Here is a 17,472-nt window from a genome sequence, read left to right as displayed (position 1 = left end):
GTCATTTGCCTGCCGGAGCACCGATGAACATGACAGAACAACAATTGCGCACCGACCTTGCCGCCGCCTACCGGCTGCTGGACCTCAACGGCTGGAGCGACCAGGTCTTCACCCACATTTCCGTGCGCCTGCCGGGGGACGAACCGGCCTTCCTGATCAACCAGTACGGCCTGCGTCCGGAAGAGGTCAGCGCTTCCAACCTGGTGGCCATCGACGTCGACGGCAACAAGCTCGAAGCCGGTTCGCCGGACGTGAACCCGGCCGGCTTCACCATCCATAGCGCCGTCCATATGAATCGCCACGACGCAGTCTGCGTGATGCATACCCACACCATGGCCGGCATGGCCGTGGCAGCGCTGGAGGAAGGGCTGCTGCCGCTGAACCAGACCAACATGACCTTCTATAACCGGCTGGCCTACTACGACTACGAAGGCGTACCGCTGGACCTGGAGGTCCGCGCCCGCATCGTTGCCGCCCTGGGCGACAGCAAGGCGATGATCCTGCGCAACCACGGCCTGCTCACCGTCGGCCGCAGCGTGGCCGAGGCCTACTTCCTGATGTACTACCTGAACCAGGCTTGCGAGATTCAGCTGGAGGCGATGAAGGCGGGCCGGCCGCTGATCGTGCCGGACCACGATGCCTGTGAGTACACCGCCCGCCAGTTGAACAACGAGCGCTATCACCTGGAGAGCGTTGACCTGGTCTGGCAGGCGGAGTTGCGCAGGCTGGATCGGATCGACTTGTCGTTCCGCGATTGAGGAGGCAACCCGTGTAGGAGCGAATTCATTCGCGAAAGGGCCACGAAGCGGCCCCGTCTAGACAGGTCGTTGACCTGAATCGAGATTGAAATCGCTCCCACAACAAGGGTGGCTTGAGCGCAAGCAAAAAGCCCGAATCAGGTTCGGGCTTTTTCGTTTCAGGCCGGCGCAGTCGCCGCCCTGGTCGCAGCCTCCCTGGCCCTGCGCGTTGCCAGGTACTGCAACAGCAGCCGTGCGCAGAGCACCAGCAAGGTCACGCCGATCAGAAGTACGGAGATGGCCGCCACGCTCGGGTCGACGTTGTCCCGCAGCCCGCCCCAGATGCGCCGGGGCAGGGTGTTGACGTCGACGCTGGTGATGAACAGGGTCACCGCCACTTCCTCCCAGGACAGCGCGAAGCTCAGCAGGGCGGTGGAGGCGATGCCCAGCTTGAGGTTCGGCATCACCACCAGGAAGGTGGTTTGCATCAGGCTGGCGCCGAGGTTGCGCGAGGCCAGCTCGATGCGCCGGTCGATCTGGCTGAGGGCGACCAGCATGGTCACGACGCCGTAGGGCACCACCATGACCACGTGGGCGATGATCACGCCGGGAATGGTGTCGTAGCCGAAGCCGGGAGCGATGCGGCCGAGGTTGGTCTCCATGAAGTACAGGACCAGCGCCGAGATCACCGGAGGAATCGCCATGGGCAGCAGTACCAGGCCGATCAGCACGGTGGCCAGGCGCGAGCGGAGGTACCAGATGCCGAGGCTGAAGCTGACTGCCAGGGCAGTGGCGATCAGGCTGGTGGCGAAGGCGATGCCGAGGCTCTGGAGGATGCTCGCCATCCACTCCGGGTTGCCCAGCAGGGCTTCGTAATGGCGCAGCGACCAATTGCCGTTGGGCATCGACAGGTAGCGCTTGCTGGTGAACGACACCGGGATGACCGTCAGCAGCGGGAACAGCATGAAGGCCATGGCCACGGTGGCCAGCAGGCGAGTGGAAAGGCCCGTTTTGTGTGTATTCATGATTGACCTCAGCCCACCAGGCGGTTGACACGGGTGATGCGCAGCAGCACCCAGATCAGCGCGCTGACCAGGGCCAGCAGCACCACGCTGAGTGCGGCTCCGAGACCCCAGTTGCTGGTCTGGAACATCTGCAGGAAGACGTACTCGGCGATCATCACGGTCTGGCCACCGCCCAGCAGCACCGGGGTGATGAAGAAGCCCAGGCAGAACACGAAGACCATGATGAAAGCGCCCAGCAGGCCCGGCACGGTCTGCGGCAGCAGCACTTGCCAGAAGGTGCGCAGGGCCCCGGCGCCGAGCCCGCGGGATGCCAGCAGCACACGCTGGTCGAGCTGGCGCATGCTGGAGAGCAGCGGGAACAGGGCGTAGGGCACCATGAAGTGCAGCATGCCGATGACCACGCCGGTTTCATTCCGGGTCAGCTGCAGCGGCGAGTCGATCAGGCCCAGGTCCATCAACCCACCGTTCAGCACGCCGTTGCTGCGCAGGGCGATCAGCCAGCCGAATGCCCGCACCAGCACTGAGATCCAGAACGGGATGAAGATGCAGATCTCCACCATGCGTTGCCAGAACGGCGGGCTGAACACCCAGCAATAGGCCAGCAGGTAGCCGATGACCAGCGCCAGGGTGCTGACTGTCAGGCACAGGCGTAGCGTGCGCCAGAGCATGTCGTGGATCGCGGGATCGGTAGCGATGCGCTGGTACTGTTCGATGCCGGGCTCCGGCAGGGTGAAGCTCCAGCCCACCACGCCGAGGAACGGCAGCAGGTAGAAGACCACCAGCAGCAGGGGCAGAGGGATCAGCAGCAGGCTGCGCTCCAGGTTGGCGGAGTGGGTTGTGCTCATGCGCGGCGGCTCACTTGGAAAGGTGGGTCAGGTACTGTTCCAGGGTGGTGGCGTAGTGGTCGGCGTACCACTCGGTGTTGAGGAAGATCTGCTTCTTGAAGTTCTCCTCGGACGCGCAATCCGCCTCGCGCTGCTCCGCCGTCATGAGCTTCTGGGTCGCGCCGTTGGACGGACCGTTGCCCAGCAGTTCGAACAGCTTGAGCTGACCTTCCGGCTGCAGCGCATGCTGGATGAAACGCATGGCTTCCTGGCTGCCGGCCGGGTTGTCCGAAAGCACCGCCCAGCTGCTGGCATTCAGGAAGGCATTGTCGTAACCCCAGCGAATGCGGCCTTCGCTGTCTTCGGCGAGCAGCTTGGCGCGGGTGCTCCAGATGGCCCCCATCGACACTTCTCCTTCGATCATCAGCTGCTGGCTCTCGGCACCCGAGCTCCAGAACGACAGGACATGGGGCTTGATCTCGTCGATCTTGCGCAGGGCGCGCGGGACGTCCAGCGGGTAGAGCTGCCCGGCGGGCACACCATCGGCCAGCAGGGCGGCTTCCAACATCCCGTTCATCCACTTGTAGAGGGTGCGTTTGCCGGGGAATTTCTCCACGTTCCAGAAGTCCGCCCAGCTCGTCGGGCCCTGGTCGCCGAACTGCTCGCTGTCCCACGCCATCACATAGCTGAACAGGTAGCCGGCGATGCCGTAGTCATGGGCGAGGCCCGAGGTCACCTGCCCGCGCTGGATCACGTTGTAGTCCAGCGGCTGGAGGATTTTGTCGCGGCCGAGAGTCATGGCGCTGTAGCTGTCCACGTCCACCACGTCCCAGCTCGGCTTGCCACTGGCCAGCTGCGAGCGAATGGCACCTTCGGTGGGGCCGGCGCCGTCGATGCGGACCTGGATGCCGGTGCTCTGGCTGAAACTGTCGGTCCAGGCGCGGCGGAAGGCGTCCAGGGCATCGCCGCCCCAGTTCACCACCACCAGCGGTTTGCTGTCGGCCGCCCAGCTGATGCCGCTGCGCATGGCGAGCGGTGCGGCGGCCAGCAGGCCCATCGCCTGAATGAAGGTGCGGCGGTTGATCTGGCCGTTACGGGCCTTCTCGATGAGGACTTCGATGCAGTCGCGCTGATGTTCCTGGCTCATGGGCAATTCCTCGCGTGGCCCGCCCAATGGGGCGCGGCCGATTGTTGTTGTAGGGAGGCAGTCGAAATTAGTGGGTTACGCGGGTTCAGGCTTCCAGCAGGAAGCTGCGCTGTACCGGCCAGCTCAGCCATACCGGTGTACCGCTGGCCAGCTGGGCGCCGGGGTGGTTACCGGGTACCGCCAGATTGATGGCCGGGGCGTCCTGGCCCAGCTTCAGGGCAAGGTGAGTGCTGGCGCCCTGGTAGACCTTTTCGGTGAGGTGCGCGGCGACGACGTTGTGCCCGGAGAGGTCGGGACGTTCGGTGTGCAGGTCCATGTGCTCGGGACGCACGGCCAGCAGCAGGGGCTGGTTGCCCAGTGGCTGGGGGGCGGCGGCGTGCAGGTGGTTGTCGCCGCAGTGGCCGCTGGCGTTGCTGCCGTTGCGGGTCACGTTGGCCAGGGGGAAGAGGTTCATCTTGCCGAGGAATTCGGCGGCGAAGCGGCTGTTGGGCCGGTCGTAGATGTCTTCCGGGCTGTCGACCTGGGCCAGGCGGCCCTGATTGAAGATGGCAATGCGGGTGGACAGGGCCAGTGCCTCGCCCTGGTCATGGGTGACGAAGACGAAGCTGGTACCCACTTGGCGGTGGATGCGTTGTAGCTCTGCCTGCAGTTGTTCGCGCAGGTTCTTGTCCAGTGCGGAAAGGGGTTCGTCGAGCAGCAGAAGGTCCGGCTCGAAGACCAGGGCGCGGGCGATGGCGACACGTTGCTGCTGGCCGCCGGAGAGCTCCGCCGGCTTCTTCTTCATGTGAGCGCCGAGGCCTACCACTTCGAGGATGTGCTTGACCCGGCGCTGCCGTTCCTCGGCCTTCACGCCACGGATGCGCAGGGGATAGGCGACGTTGTCCGCTACGGACATGTGCGGGAACAGGGCGTAGCCCTGGAACACCATGCCGAAATTGCGTTTTTCCGCGGGTCGGCGGCTGATGTCTACGCCGTTCTCCATCAGCGTGCCGGAGGTGGCTTCGAGGAAGCCGGCGAGGATCATCAGAAGGGTGGTCTTGCCTGAACCCGACGGGCCGAGGAGGGTGAGGAATTCACCCTGGCGAATGTCCAGGTCGATGCCGTCCAGGGCGGTGAAATGTCCGTATTGCTTCCTGATCCCCTGGGCGCTGAGCTGGATGGCCTGACTGCTGGGCACGCTGGTTACTCCCCTTGTTGTGCTGGGACTCGCGAATGAGTCCCGGATTGGGCGTTTTGGCCATTATTGTCAAAGGGGGCGCTACATCAATGGAATTATTTACGCATTAATGTTTAGTTTTTTTGGACATTTAGGGCCTCGGAATTCCCCGCTTGCAGGGGGGGCCCTCAAAAGAAGGCTCAGCGGTGGTCGTGCCAGACCTGCGTAGAGGCTTGCAGTTGCGTCTTCACCCAGTTGCAGAAGGCCTGCACGGCCGGGCGGTCGGCCTTTTGCGGGTCGGCCACCAGGTAGTAGCCGCGATGGGAATCGATGGCGATTTCGAAGGGACGTACCAGCAGGCCGCGGGCCAGGGCGTCGCCACTGATCAGGTTGTCACCCATGCCGACGCCCTGGGCAGCGATACAGGCGGACTGCGCGCAGTGGGCATCGGAGAACACGATGCCGGTTCCGGCGTCCACCGACGACGCACCGGCGGCGGCGAGCCATACCCGCCAGTCGCTGTAGTCGCTCATGTGCAGCAGCGGGAAGCCGGAGAGTTCCTGCGGGCTCTTCAGTCCGCCCATGGCGTTGATCAGTCGCGGGCTGCACACCGGAAAGAAGCGCAGGGCGACGATCTGCTCAACTGTCATGTCGGGCCAGTCGCCGATGCCGTAGGCGACGAAGAGGTCGACGTTGGCGTTGCTGACATCGTCCGGCGTGCGCGGCGAGATCAGCTGCAGCTCGACCTGCGGATACTCGCGGAGGAAACCGCCGATGTGGTGGCAAAGCCAATAGGTGGCGAAGCCGGGGTTGCAGCTCACGCAAAGGCGTCCGGAGATCTCCTGGTCATCCAGGCGCCGGCTGGCTTCCTCCAGGTTGGAAAGGATGCGGTGCACTTCGCGGGCGTAGCGTTCGCCGCGATAGGTGAGGCCGATGCCCCGGCCGATGCGCTCGGTCAGGGGGAACCCGAGGCTTTCCTCGAGGCTGCTGATCTGGTGGCTGATGGCGCTGCGGGTGAGGCTGAGCTCATGGGCGGCGGCCGATACGCTGCCCAGCCGGGCGACGGCGTCCAGGGCGCGCAGGGCGGTCATCGAAGGGAAGCGCATGGAGGGCTCCGGCGGATATGGGGTGAAAATATCTAAACATTAGTGGCGAAATAAATCGATTGTTGTATTGCTCCATTCAACAATACTAACGCCAGCCCGTCGCTTGCCGACCTGCACGGACGGGCCTTGTCACCCCATCAAGGAATCCCTTTCATGCACGAGCCCAAGCAATTCGCCCTGGACTGGGTGGAGCAGCAGCGCAAGACCCTGTCGGACTGGCACCAGGTGATCTGGCACTACGCCGAGCCCGCGTTCCGTGAGTACAAGTCCTGTGCCTGGTACGTGGAGCTGCTGCGCAAGGAAGGGTTCGAAGTGGAGGAGGGCAGCGGTGGCATGCCCACGGCCTTCTGCGCCACGTTCAAGAACGGTGAAGGCCCGGTACTGGCCACCTATGGCGAGTACGACGCCGTGCCCGGCAACTGCCAGGCGGCGGCGACCCGCAAGATGCCGCGTGAAGGCCTGTCGCGCTTCGCTCCCGGTCATACCGACCCGCATTCGGCACTCGGCATCAGCGCCCTCGGCGGACTGTTGGCGGCCAAGGCGGCGATGCTCGAACACGGCATCCAGGGCACGCTGAAGTTCTTCGGCGAACCGGCGGAGAAGCTGCGCGCCTCCAAGCCGGTGCACGCGGCCAAGGGGTACTACGACGACCTCGATGCGGCCATCAGCTTCCACCCCACCTACATGCTGCCGCTGAACAACACCACCACCTGGGATACCCACTGCGGCATCGCCTACGCCTATATCTACACCTTCACCTGCGATGAGCCGCAGAACTGGATCGCCTCGGACAAATACAGCCCGATCCCGCAGAACCACCTGGCCGCCCGCGCGCCGGGGGCCAACGATGCGCTGGTGCATTTCTACACCCTGAACGAAAGCCTGCGCCGTTCCACGCTGCCGTTCACCGGCCTGTGGAGTTACAACGAGGCCATCCTCACTGCCGGCCAGGCGACCGCCGACAACCTGCCGCCGCACATTTCGCAGATCCAGTACCTGCTGCGCTGCGATTCCATCGAGCAGGCCGAGACCATTGCCCAGGTGATGGACAACAACGCCGCGGCCGCTGCAATGGCCACCGGTTGTCAGTGGAAGAAGACCTGGGTGTGCAAGTCCCGTGGCGGCTTGCCCAACCATGTGATGGCCCAGGCTACCTACGACAACCTGGCGCTGGTCGGCGCTCCGCGTTGGGGCAATGAAGCGATCGAGATCGCCCAGGAAATCCAGACCAACCTCGGCCTGGGGCCGATGGAGAAACCCTTCCTGCCGGCCACCGAAGAACTGATCGAGCCGCAGGAATGCGAACGCCAGATGCGCCTGCAGATGCCGGCCTGGCAGAAGCACCTGACCTCCGACGACTACCCGGAATACACCTGGCACTGCCCGACCGTGCGCCTGCTGGTGGCGCGGCCGATGCTCTCGGCGCCGGCTGGCTACACCTACCCGGACTGGGTCGCCAACGCCCTGGGCGGTATCCGCCAGGCCATCGATCCGATGATCCAGGTGGCGGCCAAGACCATCGCCGCGACCCTGGTGGACCTGCTGACCCGCCCGGACCTGCTGGCCGCCGCGCGCGCCGAGTTCGTCGAGCGCACCGGCGGCGGCATCGGTGGCAGCCGCTGGCAGGCACCACTGCTGCCCAAGGACTTCCAGGCACCTCATCGCTACCGCTGGCCGGAGTACATCCGCACCGTGCGCGGTGAGGAGTGGTGGATTCCGGCTCGCGACGACGAATGAGCCCGAGGCGGGCCGCTGGCCCGCCTTTCCAACCTTTCCAGCGATTCACGACTGATTCCGCCAAGACGGGCGGCAAGCCCGCGATCAATTCGAAGAAGGTGTCACTGTCATGGGTAACTCCACCGACTACCGCTCCAGCAATGTTCCCGGCCCGTCCGGCGCCGCCGACCTCGTGCTGACCAACGGCCGCATCTACACCGTGGATGCCGTCAACTCCTGGGCCGAAGCCGTGGCCATTCGCGGCGGGCGCTTTGTCGCAGTTGGAGGTAACGGAGAAGTGGAGGGCCTGATCGGTCCCCGTACCCGCGTGCTGGACCTGAAGGGGCGCTTCGCCATGCCGGGGCTCTACGACATGCATACGCATCCGGACTTGAAGCTGGCCCCCGGCTATGCGGGCTATCTGGAGGTGGGCGTAGAGGACCCGACGCCGGAACAGGTGCGTCAGTCCATCCTCGACTATGCCGCCGCCCATCCCGGTGACGGCTGGGTCTACGGCCAGTACTTCGTGCGCTACACCTTCAAGCAGGCCGGCCTGGTACCGGACCGCTACTGGTTGGACAGCGTCCTGCCGGATCGTCCAGTGGCCATCCTCGACCGCTCCTGGGGCTGCATGATGGTCAACTCCCGTGCCCTGGAGCTGGCTGGCATCGATGCGGATACCATGGACCCGCGACACGGCTACATCGAACGCGACAGCGTCACTGGCGAGCCCACGGGCATTCTGGTGGATGGCGCCTACGCGCTGATGCACGCGGCCATGCCGCCGACCCCGCAGCACGCGCTGAAGCGCGCCTACCGCGAGGGCGTGTGGTTCCAGAGCGGCCACGGCGTGGTCGGCACCAAGTACGTGCATGTCTGCGAACACCGCCTGAACGCGTTGAAGTCCATCGACCAGGCCGGCGAACTCTCGGTACGGGTGGAAGCCGCCATCAGCTGGCAGGACGACATTTTCCCGGTGAAGCGCCGCTGGGAATTGCTTGCCGGTGAGCGCCACTACTACCGTAGCGCCCGTCTCAACGCCAACGCGGTGAAGTTCCACTTCGACGGTACCCACGAATCCCGATCTTCCTACCTGTCCAGCGCCTGGCCGGGCGAGGCCAGTTGGCGCGGTCACCTCAACCTGACCCCGGAACACATCACTGACATGGTGGTGGACATGGACCGCAGGGGCATCCGCGTGATCGCCCACTGCACCGGCGATGGCGCCTCCGACCTGTTCCTCGATGCCGTGGCCGAGGCCCGCCGTCGCAACGGCTACAGCGGCGTGCGCCACCAGTGCGCCCACAGCACCACGCTGCTGGACGGCAACCTGCCGCGCTTCGCCGAACTGAACGTCACCGCCGAATTCTCTCCGGTGGGCTGGTTCCCGTCGTCCTTCGCCAATGCCCGCGCCGTTTTCGGCGAGGACCGCATGCAGCGCGCCTACAACTTCAAGGGCGTGCTGGAGCACGGCGGCGTGGCGGTGATGGGCACCGACTGGCCGGTGTCCAGTATCAACCCCTGGATCGGCTTCGAGGCGATGGTCACTCGCGAGAACCCCTTCGGCGACGAAGAAGGGTGTTTCTACGGCAACCCCATCAGCCTGGAGCAGGCCATCCGTGTGATGACCCTCAATGGCGCCTGGTGCATGGGCATCGAGGACAAGGCCGGTTCCATCGAAGTGGGCAAGTCCGCCGACCTCATCGTCCTCGACCGCAACCTCTTCGAAGTGGCGCCCAAGGGCAACATCCACGACACCCAGGTGCAGCTGACCCTTCTGGAAGGCGAGGTGACCTGGGACCGTCACGGCGAGTTCGACGGCACCGAGCATGCCGCCATCTGGCAGGGCGAACTGCCGAACTTCTGATCCAGCCACCCGGAAACATGCCCATGAGCAGACTCCCCCCCATTCCCGTGACCCTGGTGTCGGGCTTCCTCGGCGCCGGCAAGACCACCTTGCTGAACCGGATCCTCAACAGCGACCACGGCCTGCGCATGGCGGTGATGGTCAACGACTTCGGCGCCATCAATATCGACAGCCAGTTGATCGTCAGCCAGACCCAGACCACGGTGAGCCTGGCCAACGGCTGCATCTGCTGCACGGTCGAGAGCGACCTGATCGAACAACTCGGACGTCTGCTGGATGACCGCGCCAACCGGCCCGAGTACATCGTGATCGAGGCGAGCGGGGTGTCGAATCCGGCGAAGATCGCCAACACCCTGCGCTATCCGCAATTCCGCGACGCGCTGGCCATCGACAGCATTCTCACCGTGGTCGACGCCGAGCAGTTCGAGCGACTGGATGCTGAGATGGCGCAGCTGGCGATGGAGCAGCTGGATGTGGCGGATATCATCGTGCTGAACAAGGTGGATCGGGTCGGCCGCGACCAACTCGACGCCCTCAAGGCACGCTGGCTCTACCCCAGCGCGCGGTTGCTGGAGTGCGAATACGGTGAGGTGCCGCTGGAACTGGTGCTGGGTGTTGGTCGCTTGAAGTCCGGCTGGCGCCTGCGGCCGGCGGCGTCGGTGAAGGATGAGGATCACTCGGCGATCTTTGAAACCTGGAGCTTTTCCAGTGAGCGTCCGCTATCCCTGAAAGCCCTGCGCCAGGCATTGGCGACCTTGCCGGCCGGTATCTACCGCGCCAAGGGTGTTTGCCAGATAGCGGAAGCTTCGGGCAAGCGCTGCGTCCTGCATCTGGTGGGCAGCCGCAGCGAGATCAGGCCGGAAGAGGGTTGGGATGGCCGAACACCGCAAACCCAGCTGATCTTCATTGGCCGGCGCGGGACCATCGATGCGGCGAAGATGCAGGCGACTTTCGAGAAATGCGTGGCCTGATCCAGCGGCGCCCCTACAAAAAACTGTGCCGTCCAAGCTGAAATGATTCTTTCCGCACCCCACAAAGACTGAAGGCGCCACAGGTGGCGCCTTCTGCCTTTCGAGGTATCGCATACATCGTGATTGCCTGCCTCTGAACGGTACCCCGGGATCAGCTGATGCGGTTGGCGCCAGTGCGATCGGCGCCACCTTCGGCTACGCGGAAGCCATTGGTGCGGTCGGAGCCGCCTTCGGCGACATCGAAGGCCTTGGTGCGATCAGAGCCGCCTTCGGCGACATCGAAGGCCTTGGTGCGGTCGGAGCCACCTTCGGCGACATCGAAGGCCTTGGTGCGATCAGAGCCGCCTTCGGCTACGTCGAAGGCCTTGGTGCGGTCGGAACCGCCTTCAGCGACGCGCAGCGACTGGGAGCGCTCGGAACCGTTTTCAGCAATGCGGTTGGCGCCAGTGCGGTCGGCACCACCTTCGGCGATACGGTTGGCACCGGTACGGTCGGCGCCGCCTTCGGCTACGCGGTGGATGCTGGTGCGGTCGGAGCCACCTTCAGCGACTACGGCACCCTGGGGCAGGGCAAAAGCAGTGGCGGACAGGCTGGCGATGAACAGGCTGGCAAGGATTTGCTTTTTCATTTTCGGGCACCTCGGTGAGGGTTGGAATTCGTCTACGGGGCCCATGTTACTGATGTGATTTCGATGAAGAAGTGATGCCGCGTGATGGTTACCATCGACGTCGATAATAGTTGTGAGAATTCTAATAAAAACAAAGAGATATAGTTTGTTTTTCGGCGTTGTTGCGCCGAGTGGAAAGACCTTTTCCATGAACTGGTATAATCGATAAATTAGATTAATTTGCGCGATAGAGTCCCTCCATCGCTGCTCCTGGCACATCTTTTCTTGCGCAGCTGAGCTCGCTGTCCTGCTCGAAAGTGCCGTGCCAGGGCCTCTGCGTCACTGTTCGCGTTTTGCAAACACTGTTGTCGCCTGCCCTGGAATTGTTGGTTGCCGATGCCGCTCGTAACGTTCACTCACCCACTACAACAACAAACGGTGAATGAGATGAGCACTGCCGCGTACCGTACCGTCTTCGGCTCGCTCGACGACCATCGCATGGGGTCGATCGAGATCATCCAGGGCGAAGCCCGCCACTACGCCTTCTCCAACATCTTCGACGTCGCCAGCCGCTCCGCACCTTATGAAAAGGTGGTGGTCGGCCTGAACCTCGGCTACGTCATCGAGACCCTGCGTGCCGAGGGCGCCTCGCCCTGGTACACCGCCGCCCACGACGAATTCGCCATCTCGGTGGACGGCGAAGTGCGGGTGGATTTCCTCAAGCTGGACGAGCCGCTGGTCGAGGGCGAAGGGACTCGCCTGGCCGGTGAGCAGCCCAAGGGCCGCCCGATGGGTTACGTCCTGCTCAAGCGCGGTCACCAGGCCCTGTTGCCGGCCGGCTGCGCCTACCGTTTCGAGAGCGCTCAGCCTTCCGTGCTCCTGCAGCAGACCATCAAGGGACCGCTGTCGGTGGAGAAGTGGGCAGACATCTGCCTGAAGTGACAGCCCCGACCGACGACCTGAACAAGAGGACATCCACCATGGCCATGCTCGAAACCCTCGACACCTCCGCCAGCTTCGCCGCCGATGAAGTCGAAGCCAGCCTGCCTGATTCCATTACCGGCTACCGCAACTTCAAGCTGGGAGCCTTCACCCTTTCCCGCGACGAATACTTCGTGCGCATCCAGTGGCCGGCCAAGGGCCAGACGCGCTCCCACCTGATCCCCGCCGATGCCTTCCTGCGCGCCACCATGCGCGATGTGGCCTGGGGCTTCTTCTACGGCTGGGTGAACTTCGACGAGGTGATCGGCACCCGCAACCACTACGGCAAGGTCGACCTCTACGCCGGCACCTTCAACGGCGTGCTGCGCGAGGCGGGTGTCGACTACACCGAGCAGTTCGAAACGCCGAAGATCATGGCGACCTTCAAGGCCATCCTGCGTGACTGGACCAACGCCGGCTTCGACCCCTTCGCCGCGCCGGAAGAAACCGGCAGCGCCTTCGGCCGCAAGAACGGCGACAACATCGAGGCCATCGAGCGCTTTCGCGTGGCGACCCGGCGCATGCCCGGCCTGCCGGGCGACTCGCCGCTGCGCAACGACCTGCCAGTGAACCGCCAGTTCGCCGATGTGCCCCAGGACGAGCCGGAAATCCACGCCGCCGAAGGATTCGAGGGCGAATTGCATGCCTTCAACCTGTACAAGTACCTGTCCCGCTCCGACGTGACCTGGAACCCCTCGGTCAGCTCGGTGTGCAAGGCCAGCCTGTTCTGCCCGACCACCGAGGAATTCATCCTTCCGGTGTTCCACGGCAACGACCGCGTGGAGTGGTTCCTGCAGCTCTCCGACGAAATCATCTGGGACGTGGCCGACAAGGACGACGGCGCGCCGCGTGCCCGCATCACCATGCGCCCCGGCGACATCTGCGCCATGCCCGCGGACATCCGTCACCAGGGCTACTCCACCAAGCGCTCCATGCTGCTGGTGTGGGAGAACGCCACGCCGAACCTGCCGCAACGCTATGAGAGCGGCGAGCTGCCGCCGTATCCGGTGGAGTTCTGATCCCACTGCCCCCTCTCCCTCTGGGAGAGGGCCGGGGTGAGGGTGCTTCGGCCACGGCTTCGCGCTCTCATCCACCCGCGGACGACCGCAACCACCCAATGCCGCCGCCGGATTCCTGCGGCGCCCGGAGAGCTTTACCCATGCAGAACCAACTCTTCATCGACGGCCGCTTCGTTCCGGCCCTGAAGGGCGGGACTCTCTCAGTCCTGTCGCCCCATGACGGCTCGCTGATCACCCATATCGCGGCTGCCGAAGCCGAGGACGTGGACCTGGCCGTGGCTGCCGCCAAGCGGGCCTTCCCGGCCTGGGCGGCGCTGTCCGGCGCGGAGCGCGGACGCCTGCTGCTGAAGCTGGCCGACAGGATCGAGGAGCAGGCCGAAGAACTGGCGCAGCTGGAGTCCCTGGATACCGGCCACCCGATTCGCGACTCCCGCAGCCTGGATGTGCCGCGCACCGCTGCCTGCTTCCGCTACTTCGGCGGCATGGCCGACAAGATCGAAGGGGCGGTGATCCCGGTCGAAGCCGGCTTCCTCAATTACGTGCAGCGCAAGCCGATCGGCGTGGTCGGCCAGATCGTGCCGTGGAACTTTCCGCTGATGTTCACCAGCTGGAAGATGGGCCCGGCGCTCGCCGCCGGCAACACGGTGGTGATCAAACCGTCGGAGATCACGCCGCTGTCCACCCTGCGCATCGCCGAACTGATGAAGGAGGTCGGTTTCCCCGATGGCGTGGTCAACGTGGTGCCGGGTTATGGCCACACCGCCGGCCAGCGCCTGGCCGAGCACGAGGACGTGGGCAAGATCTGCTTCACCGGCTCCACCGCCACCGGCCGGCGCATAGTCGAGGCCTCCCAGGGCAACCTCAAGCGCGTGCAGCTGGAGCTGGGCGGGAAGGGCGCCAATATCGTCTTCGAGGACGCCAACCTGGACGCCGCCGTGAATGGGGCTGCCTGGGCGATCTTCCATAACCAGGGGCAGGCGTGCATCGCCGGTTCGCGGCTGATCCTGCACGAGCGTATCGCTGATGAATTCCTCGAGCGCTTTATCGGACTGGCGCGCTCCATTCGCCTTGGCAGCCCGCTGGACCCGAACACCGAAATGGGTCCGCTGACCTCCGCCCAGCACCGTGATCGCGTGATGGACTACGTGGACATTGCCCGCGCCCAGGGGGGCCGCATTCTTACTGGCGGCAAGGCGCCCAGCGATCCGGCGCTCGCCGACGGCTACTACATCGAGCCCACTGTGGTCGAAGCCCAGCCGGACCATCGTGTGGCCCAGGAAGAGGTGTTCGGTCCCTTCGTCACCGTGTTGCGCTTCTCTACGGATGAAGAGGCCCTGGCAATCGCCAACGGCACCCAGTACGGCCTGGGCAGCGGCCTCTGGACCCGCGACTTGCAACGCGCCCACCGCATGGCGGCGAACATCCATGCCGGCATGTGCTGGATCAACTGCTACAAACGCGTCAGCCCCGGCAGCCCCTTTGGCGGTGTCGGCCAGTCCGGCTATGGCCGCGAGATGGGCTTCGAGGCCATCCACGACTACACCGAGGCCCGCTCAGTGTGGGTCAACGTGGACGCGAAGATTCCTCCCCATTTCAAGCGCTGAGGTTGACCATGAATCCATTCATCTACCAGGGCCTGGCATCCCGCGTGGTGTTCGGCTGGGGCAAGCTGGAAACCCTGGCCGAGGAACTGGACAAGCTCGGCGCCCGCCGCGCGCTGATCCTCACCACGCCGGAGCAGCGCCACCTCGGCGAACGAGTGGCGGCGATACTCGGCGAGCGCTCCGCCGGCGTCTATCCGCAGGCGGTGATGCACGTGCCGGTGGAAGTGGCCCGAGCCGCCCGTGAAGAAGCAGCCCGGCTTGGTGCCGACTGCTGCGTCGCTATCGGCGGTGGCTCCACCATTGGCCTGGGCAAGGCCATCGCCCTGGAGTCCGGCCTGCCGATCCTGGCGGTGCCGACCACCTACGCCGGCTCCGAAATGACCCCCATCTACGGCCTTACCGAGAACCGCCTGAAAAAGACCGGGCGCGATATCCGCGTATTGCCGAAGACCGTGGTCTATGACCCGCAACTGACCCTGAGCCTGCCAACGGCGATTTCCGCCTGCTCCGGCATGAACGCCATGGCCCACGCGGTGGAGGCGCTCTACGCCCAGGACGCCAATCCGATCATCACGCTGATGGCGGAAGAGTCCATCCGCGCCCTGGCCGAGTCTCTGCCGGGCGTGGTCGCCAACCCGGAAGACGCCGAATCCCGCAGCCGGGCTCTCTACGGGGCCTGGTTGGCCGGCATCTGTCTGGGCTCGGTGGGCATGGCCATCCACCACAAGCTCTGCCACACCCTCGGCGGCACCTTCAATCTGCCCCATGCCCAGGCCCATGCAGTGGTGCTGCCCCATGCCGCCCACTACAACCGCGAGGCGGCAGCCGAGCCCTTGCGCCGCGCCGCACGTGCCCTCGGCGGGCAGGAGGCGTCGGAAGTGGGGCCGCTGCTGTTCGCGCTGAACCGCAAGCTGGGAATCCCCGCCTCCCTGGGCGAGATCGGCCTGCCCGAGGAAGGCCCGGCGGAAACTGCGGTAATCGCCTGCTCCAGCCCCTACTACAACCCGCGCCCGTTCGAGCAGGACGCCATCGAAGCCATGCTCGTGCGCGCCTGGCAGGGCCTTCCTCCCGCGTGAAAATTTCACCCCTCTCCCTCTGGGAGAGGGACCAGGGGTGAGGGAACTCCCAGACCACTCGCACTCACCGAATTACGGGAACACAAGATGAACAACATCCCGAGCGACGAAGCGAAGATTTCCGCCCAGGCGGTTGCCGCCTTCGCCAATACGCCCAACCCGCGCCTGCGCCAGGTGGTGCAGAGCCTGGTTCGGCACCTCCACGCGTTCGCCAGCGAGGTGGAACTGACCGAGGAGGAATGGCTGGAAGGCATCCGCTTCCTCACCGATACCGGCAAGAAGTGCGACGGCGCCGTGCGTCAGGAATTCATCCTGCTCTCGGATGTGATCGGCCTGTCCATGCTGGTGGACGCCATCAATCACCGCGGCTGCGAATCGGCCACCGAAACCACGGTATTCGGGCCGTTCTATATCGCTGGCATGCCTGAGCGTGGCCACGGCGAGAACATGGCCTTCACCCCGGGCGAACCGGTCCTGGTGCAGGGGCGGGTGCTGGATGCGGTGGGCGAACCCGTCGCCAACGCGGTGCTGGATGTCTGGCAGACCGCGGAGAACGGCATGTATTCCGGACAGGACCCGGATCAGCCCCTGACCAACCTGCGCGGGCGCTATCGCACCGACGCGCAAGGGTGTTTCGCCATTCGCACCACCTTGCCGGTGAGCTATCCCATTCCCACCGATGGCCCGGTGGGGCGCCTGCTGCAGGCCAGCGACCGCCACCCCTGGCGGCCGGCGCACCTGCACTTCTTGGTCATGGCGCCCGGGCATCGCACCCTGGTCACCCACCTGTTCAACCATGACGATCCGTACCTGGACACGGACGTGGTGTTCGGCGTCAAGGACTCCCTCAAAGTGATCTACCAGCAGTGTCAGGCGAATCATCCCTTGGCGGCGCGATTCGGCTTCGACGGTGCTTTCCGCCTGGCCAGCTACGACTTCGTGCTGGAGCGAGAAGCCCGATGAGCCAGTACTTCGCCGTCTTCGCCACCGACAAGCCGAACCAGGTCAGCCTGCGCAACCAGGTGCGTCCGGCCCATCGCGAACACCTGCGCAATCCCTATCCGCACCGGGTCGTGGTGCGTCTCGGCGGTCCGACGCTGGACCACAGCAATGGCCGCATGAACGGCACATTGCTGGTGGTGGAGGCGATGAGCCTGGCCGAGGTGCAGGCCTTTCTCGGCGACGACCCCTACGTGCGCGCCGGGCTGTTCGAGCACATCGAGATCCGCCCCTGGAACTGGGGACTGGGTAATCCGGAGCTGCGCGGATGAATCCGCTCTGCGCTCTGGAGGCCATCTCTGACGGCGGCGCCCTGGCCCTTGAGGCCGAGCTGGAGGGCAAGGCGTTGCCGCTGGTACTGGTGCGCCGTGGCGGGGAGGTGTGGGGCTACCGCAATCGCTGCCCGCATTTCTCGGTGCCGCTGGACTTCCGGCCTGGCGAGTTCTGCACCTATCGCAGCCAGGTGCTGATGTGCGCCCACCACAGCGCCCTGTTCCGCTTCGAGGACGGCCAGTGCATCGAAGGCCCCTGCGAAGGCAGCCGGCTGGAGGCGGTGCCGGTGCGGGTGGTGGAGGGGAGGGTGGTGGTCCTTTAAAGGGGCCACTCTCTTTTGTGGGGGTGATTGAAATCGCTCCCA

The 17,472-nt window shown here is 64.8% G+C and carries 17 protein-coding genes; 11 read left to right on the top strand and 6 right to left on the bottom strand.

Features of this window, described 5'->3' with window-relative positions:
* Positions 1–23 precede the first annotated feature (23 nt).
* Entirely contained in the window at positions 24–758 is a 735-nt protein-coding gene (locus FXN65_RS15995) for a class II aldolase/adducin family protein (protein WP_244620678.1), read from the top strand.
* A 158-nt stretch (positions 759–916) separates the two neighbouring features.
* Here the strand turns inward: FXN65_RS15995 and FXN65_RS15990 are convergent, their stop codons facing one another.
* The 5 genes from FXN65_RS15990 to FXN65_RS15970 form a co-directional block, all read right to left on the bottom strand.
* Positions 917–1,762, bottom strand: coding sequence for an ABC transporter permease (locus FXN65_RS15990; RefSeq protein ID WP_151134127.1), 846 nt, complete (start codon positions 1,760–1,762; stop codon positions 917–919).
* Between the two features lie 8 nt (positions 1,763–1,770).
* Positions 1,771–2,607 (bottom strand): ABC transporter permease, encoded by an 837-nt coding sequence (locus FXN65_RS15985; protein ID WP_151134126.1) that lies wholly within the window; start codon positions 2,605–2,607, stop codon positions 1,771–1,773.
* A gap of 10 nt (positions 2,608–2,617) precedes the next feature.
* On the bottom strand, positions 2,618–3,733 hold the full coding sequence (locus FXN65_RS15980; protein WP_151134125.1) for an ABC transporter substrate-binding protein: 1,116 nt from the start codon (positions 3,731–3,733) through the stop codon (positions 2,618–2,620).
* An 85-nt stretch (positions 3,734–3,818) separates the two neighbouring features.
* Positions 3,819–4,910 carry an ABC transporter ATP-binding protein gene (locus FXN65_RS15975; protein ID WP_151134124.1) on the bottom strand — a complete coding sequence of 364 codons (1,092 nt, stop codon included), beginning with the start codon at positions 4,908–4,910 and terminating at the stop codon, positions 3,819–3,821.
* 179 nt (positions 4,911–5,089) lie between these two features.
* A complete protein-coding gene (locus FXN65_RS15970) occupies positions 5,090–5,995 on the bottom strand; it encodes a LysR substrate-binding domain-containing protein (protein ID WP_151134123.1) in 906 nt (301 codons plus the stop codon).
* A gap of 153 nt (positions 5,996–6,148) precedes the next feature.
* On the opposite strand from FXN65_RS15970, the gene FXN65_RS15965 reads away from it, so the two are divergent.
* The 3 genes from FXN65_RS15965 (at position 6,149) to FXN65_RS15955 (ending at position 10,549) form a co-directional block, all read left to right on the top strand.
* Complete coding sequence (locus tag FXN65_RS15965; RefSeq protein WP_151134122.1) at positions 6,149–7,732, top strand: zinc-binding metallopeptidase family protein; 1,584 nt, start codon at positions 6,149–6,151, stop codon at positions 7,730–7,732.
* 109 nt (positions 7,733–7,841) lie between these two features.
* Positions 7,842–9,578, top strand: a complete 1,737-nt coding sequence (locus FXN65_RS15960) for an amidohydrolase (RefSeq protein ID WP_151134121.1) — start codon at positions 7,842–7,844, stop codon at positions 9,576–9,578.
* A gap of 23 nt (positions 9,579–9,601) precedes the next feature.
* Complete coding sequence (locus tag FXN65_RS15955) at positions 9,602–10,549, top strand: CobW family GTP-binding protein (RefSeq protein WP_151134120.1); 948 nt, start codon at positions 9,602–9,604, stop codon at positions 10,547–10,549.
* A gap of 151 nt (positions 10,550–10,700) precedes the next feature.
* On the opposite strand, the gene FXN65_RS15950 is transcribed toward FXN65_RS15955, so the two are convergent.
* Positions 10,701–11,177: a hypothetical protein gene (locus FXN65_RS15950; RefSeq protein ID WP_151134119.1), complete on the bottom strand. Its 477-nt coding sequence runs from the start codon at positions 11,175–11,177 to the stop codon at positions 10,701–10,703.
* Between the two features lie 426 nt (positions 11,178–11,603).
* On the opposite strand from FXN65_RS15950, the gene FXN65_RS15945 reads away from it, so the two are divergent.
* The 7 genes from FXN65_RS15945 (at position 11,604) to FXN65_RS15915 (ending at position 17,430) form a co-directional block, all read left to right on the top strand.
* Positions 11,604–12,098, top strand: coding sequence for a cupin domain-containing protein (locus tag FXN65_RS15945; protein ID WP_151134118.1), 495 nt, complete (start codon positions 11,604–11,606; stop codon positions 12,096–12,098).
* Between the two features lie 38 nt (positions 12,099–12,136).
* Positions 12,137–13,156: a hydroxyquinol 1,2-dioxygenase gene (locus FXN65_RS15940; RefSeq protein WP_151134117.1), complete on the top strand. Its 1,020-nt coding sequence runs from the start codon at positions 12,137–12,139 to the stop codon at positions 13,154–13,156.
* A 140-nt stretch (positions 13,157–13,296) separates the two neighbouring features.
* Entirely contained in the window at positions 13,297–14,760 is a 1,464-nt protein-coding gene (locus tag FXN65_RS15935; RefSeq protein ID WP_151134116.1) for an aldehyde dehydrogenase family protein, read from the top strand.
* Between the two features lie 8 nt (positions 14,761–14,768).
* Complete coding sequence (locus FXN65_RS15930; protein WP_151134115.1) at positions 14,769–15,836, top strand: maleylacetate reductase; 1,068 nt, start codon at positions 14,769–14,771, stop codon at positions 15,834–15,836.
* A gap of 87 nt (positions 15,837–15,923) precedes the next feature.
* The gene (locus FXN65_RS15925; RefSeq protein ID WP_151134114.1) at positions 15,924–16,799 is read left to right on the top strand and encodes an intradiol ring-cleavage dioxygenase; all 876 of its coding nucleotides are present in this window, start codon (positions 15,924–15,926) and stop codon (positions 16,797–16,799) included.
* Positions 16,796–17,107, top strand: coding sequence for a YciI family protein (locus FXN65_RS15920; RefSeq protein WP_151134113.1), 312 nt, complete (start codon positions 16,796–16,798; stop codon positions 17,105–17,107). The genes FXN65_RS15925 and FXN65_RS15920 overlap by 4 nt, the downstream gene beginning before the upstream one ends.
* Positions 17,104–17,430 carry a Rieske (2Fe-2S) protein gene (locus FXN65_RS15915; RefSeq protein ID WP_151134112.1) on the top strand — a complete coding sequence of 109 codons (327 nt, stop codon included), beginning with the start codon at positions 17,104–17,106 and terminating at the stop codon, positions 17,428–17,430. The genes FXN65_RS15920 and FXN65_RS15915 overlap by 4 nt, the downstream gene beginning before the upstream one ends.
* Positions 17,431–17,472: the final 42 nt, after the last annotated feature.

Source organism: Pseudomonas lalkuanensis (assembly GCF_008807375.1).
GTDB lineage: Bacteria > Pseudomonadota > Gammaproteobacteria > Pseudomonadales > Pseudomonadaceae > Metapseudomonas > Metapseudomonas lalkuanensis.
This window is presented reverse-complemented; position numbering and strand designations above follow the sequence as displayed.

What these genes read in the sequence shown, in the direction of transcription:
- FXN65_RS15955 (WP_151134120.1), top strand. Translation starts at nt 9,602, where the DNA reads ATGAGCAGACTCCCCCCCATTCCCGTGACCCTGGTGTCGGGCTTCCTC.
- FXN65_RS15980 (WP_151134125.1), bottom strand. Translation starts at nt 3,733, where the DNA reads ATGAGCCAGGAACATCAGCGCGACTGCATCGAAGTCCTCATCGAGAAG.
- FXN65_RS15985 (WP_151134126.1), bottom strand. Translation starts at nt 2,607, where the DNA reads ATGAGCACAACCCACTCCGCCAACCTGGAGCGCAGCCTGCTGCTGATC.
- FXN65_RS15965 (WP_151134122.1), top strand. Translation starts at nt 6,149, where the DNA reads ATGCACGAGCCCAAGCAATTCGCCCTGGACTGGGTGGAGCAGCAGCGC.
- FXN65_RS15930 (WP_151134115.1), top strand. Translation starts at nt 14,769, where the DNA reads ATGAATCCATTCATCTACCAGGGCCTGGCATCCCGCGTGGTGTTCGGC.
- FXN65_RS15945 (WP_151134118.1), top strand. Translation starts at nt 11,604, where the DNA reads ATGAGCACTGCCGCGTACCGTACCGTCTTCGGCTCGCTCGACGACCAT.
- FXN65_RS15970 (WP_151134123.1), bottom strand. Translation starts at nt 5,995, where the DNA reads ATGCGCTTCCCTTCGATGACCGCCCTGCGCGCCCTGGACGCCGTCGCC.
- FXN65_RS15935 (WP_151134116.1), top strand. Translation starts at nt 13,297, where the DNA reads ATGCAGAACCAACTCTTCATCGACGGCCGCTTCGTTCCGGCCCTGAAG.
- FXN65_RS15940 (WP_151134117.1), top strand. Translation starts at nt 12,137, where the DNA reads ATGGCCATGCTCGAAACCCTCGACACCTCCGCCAGCTTCGCCGCCGAT.
- FXN65_RS15990 (WP_151134127.1), bottom strand. Translation starts at nt 1,762, where the DNA reads ATGAATACACACAAAACGGGCCTTTCCACTCGCCTGCTGGCCACCGTG.
- FXN65_RS15950 (WP_151134119.1), bottom strand. Translation starts at nt 11,177, where the DNA reads ATGAAAAAGCAAATCCTTGCCAGCCTGTTCATCGCCAGCCTGTCCGCC.
- FXN65_RS15915 (WP_151134112.1), top strand. Translation starts at nt 17,104, where the DNA reads ATGAATCCGCTCTGCGCTCTGGAGGCCATCTCTGACGGCGGCGCCCTG.
- FXN65_RS15995 (WP_244620678.1), top strand. Translation starts at nt 24, where the DNA reads ATGAACATGACAGAACAACAATTGCGCACCGACCTTGCCGCCGCCTAC.
- FXN65_RS15960 (WP_151134121.1), top strand. Translation starts at nt 7,842, where the DNA reads ATGGGTAACTCCACCGACTACCGCTCCAGCAATGTTCCCGGCCCGTCC.
- FXN65_RS15920 (WP_151134113.1), top strand. Translation starts at nt 16,796, where the DNA reads ATGAGCCAGTACTTCGCCGTCTTCGCCACCGACAAGCCGAACCAGGTC.
- FXN65_RS15925 (WP_151134114.1), top strand. Translation starts at nt 15,924, where the DNA reads ATGAACAACATCCCGAGCGACGAAGCGAAGATTTCCGCCCAGGCGGTT.